This is a genomic window from Methylobacterium sp. WL6 (assembly GCF_008040095.1).
In the GTDB taxonomy this organism is placed as follows: domain Bacteria; phylum Pseudomonadota; class Alphaproteobacteria; order Rhizobiales; family Beijerinckiaceae; genus Methylobacterium.
Window position 1 is genome coordinate 1 of sequence record NZ_VRVH01000461.1, and the last position, 2524, is coordinate 2524.

Sequence of the window (2524 nt, forward strand, 5' to 3'; positions counted from 1 at the left end):
GCTTCGGCGAGGCGGCGCAGGCACCGCTGGCGCCGGACGGCGCGGCCGACGCCTTTCCGGATCCGATGGCCGACCTGGCGCCGCCCGCGGCCGACCTGCGCAGCCTCGATGGCGCCGAGGATGCCCTCAACCATCCCCTCGGCGCCGCGCGGGCGCAGCTGCACGAGACCTACATCGTCGCGCAGACCCGCGACGGCGTGGTGATCGTCGACCAGCACGCGGCGCACGAGCGCCTCGTCTACGAGCGGATGAAGCGCGAGCGCGCGGCGGGCGGCATCCTGCGCCAGGGCCTCTTGATCCCCGACGTGATCGAGATGGCGCCCGAGGCCGCCGAGCGGCTGGCCGCGGCCGCCCCCGAGCTTGACCGGCTCGGCCTGACGCTGGAGGCCTTCGGCCCCGGGGCGGTGCTGGTGCGCGCGGTGCCCGCGGCTTTGGCCGGCGCCTCGGTGCGCCACCTCGTCGCCGACATCCTCGACGCGCTGGACGACAGCGGGGTCGAGGAGGGCGGGGCCGGGGCCCTGGAGGACGGCCCGCTCGGGCGGCGCCTCGACGCGGTGCTGTCGCGGATGAGCTGCCACGGCTCGATCCGCGCCGGAAGGCGCCTGCGCCCGGAGGAGATGAACGCGCTCTTGCGCGCCATGGAGGCGACGCCGAATTCCGGCCAGTGCAACCACGGCCGCCCGACCTACGTCGCCCTCGGCCGCCACGACATCGAGCGGCTGTTCGGGAGACGCTGAGCGGGGTGGCGCCCGGTCAGTCCGGGATCGCGAACCCGATCGACTGGCACAGGATCGCGACCATCGTCACGCCGCCGGCGACGAGCCCCATCCGGTCCGGGCGCGCGGGCGCCGACGGCGCGGCGCCGAGACGCAGCTCGTCCTCGTAGCGTGCCAGGATCCAGGCCTGCAGCGACGGTGCGGTCAGGGCGAGCCAGGCCCACAGGCCGATCGCCACGAAACCCAGGGCCTGTCCGCCATAGGTGAAGACGTCGTCGATCATGGCGCTCTCGGAGCGAGCACCCCCTCGCCGCGAACCTAGCCCAGCCGTCCGGCACCTGGAAAGCCCGGTCGGGGTTCGACCGCGTCGCCGACGCGCCTTTCGCGTGCGCTCGCACACGGATCGGCCTATGACACGCCCGACATCCGAACAACCCGGCGCCTTCCCGATGACCGCACTCGCAGATCTGTCCCCCGCCGAACTGGCCGCGCGCTACGCGCAGGCGCAGGGCGCCTACGAAGCGTTCCGCGCCCGCGGGCTCAAGCTCGACATGACCCGGGGCAAGCCCTCGCCCGAGCAGCTCGACCTCGCGTCGGGCATGCTGGCGCTGCCCGGCAACGGCGACCACACCACGGCGTCGGGGGAGGATGCCCGCAACTACGGCGGCCTGCAGGGCCTGGCGGAGGCGCGCGCGCTGTTCGGGCCGGCGCTGCTCGGCGTGCCCGCGGAGCAGGTGGTGGTGGCCGAGAACGCGAGCCTCGCCGTGATGCACGACTGCATCGTCTGGGCGATGCTGAAGGGCGTGCCGGGCTCGGAGCGCCTGTGGTCGCGCGAGGAGGCGCCGGCCTTCCTCTGCCCGGTGCCGGGCTACGACCGCCACTTCGCCCTGTGCGAGGAATTCGGCATCCGCATGCTGCCGGTGCCGATGACGCCGGACGGGCCGGACATGGAGGTGGTCGAGGCCCTCGTCGCCGACCCGGCGGTGAAGGGGATGTGGTGCGTCCCGAAATACTCGAACCCGTCCGGCGAGATCTATTCGGAGGAGACCGTCCGGCGGCTCGCCGCGATGAAGGCCGGCGCCCCGGACTTCCGCCTGTTCTGGGACAACGCCTACGCCGTCCACCACCTCACGCCCGAGCACCACGCGATCCCCGACATCCTGGAAGCCTGCCGGGCGGCCGGGCATCCGGACCGCGCCTTCATCTTCGCCTCGACCTCGAAGATCACGCTCGCCGGCGCGGGGCTGGCCTTCTTCGCCGGCTCCCCCGACAACGTGCGCTGGTACCTCGCGCGGGCGGGCAAGCGCACGATCGGCCCGGACAAGCTGAACCAGCTCCGGCACGTCCGCTTCCTGCGCGACGCGGCGGGGCTCACCGCCCACATGGAGCGCCAGCGCGAGCTCCTCGCCCCGAAGTTCTCCGCCGTCACCGAGGCGCTCGCGCGGCACCTGACCGGGACGGACGTGGCCTGGAGCCGGCCCGAGGGCGGCTACTTCGTCAGCGTGGACGCCGGCGTCGGCACCGCCGAGCGCATCGTCGAGCTGGCCAAGGGCGCCGGCATCGGCCTGACGCCGGCCGGCGCGACCTTCCCCTACGGCCGCGACCCCCGCGACGCGGCGCTGCGGCTGGCGCCGTCCTATCCGAGCCTGTCCGAGGTCCGGGAGGCGGCAGAAGGGATCGCGCTCTGCATCCTGCTCGCCGCGCTCGAATCGGAGCGGGCGGTGCGCGCGGCGCCGCAGGAATGAGCGGCCTGCTCCGGGCGGCCGGCTTCCTCGTCCTGGCGGCGACGCTGCCGGCCTGCGCCGCGC

The 2524-nt window shown here is 74.3% G+C and carries 2 protein-coding genes and 1 pseudogene; 2 read left to right on the top strand and 1 reads right to left on the bottom strand.

Annotated features, from left to right (window positions below):
• Positions 1 to 737: pseudogene (locus FV230_RS27190) on the top strand (DNA mismatch repair protein MutL); the annotation flags it as partial.
• Positions 738 to 753: 16 nt separating this feature from the next.
• Here the strand turns inward: FV230_RS27190 and FV230_RS27195 are convergent.
• Complete coding sequence (locus tag FV230_RS27195) at positions 754 to 999, bottom strand: hypothetical protein (protein WP_147844588.1); 246 nt, start codon at positions 997 to 999, stop codon at positions 754 to 756.
• A gap of 166 nt (positions 1000 to 1165) precedes the next feature.
• Between FV230_RS27195 and FV230_RS27200 the strand changes: the two genes are divergently transcribed.
• Positions 1166 to 2461, top strand: coding sequence for an aminotransferase class I/II-fold pyridoxal phosphate-dependent enzyme (locus tag FV230_RS27200; RefSeq protein ID WP_147844589.1), 1296 nt, complete (start codon positions 1166 to 1168; stop codon positions 2459 to 2461).
• Positions 2462 to 2524 lie beyond the last annotated feature (63 nt).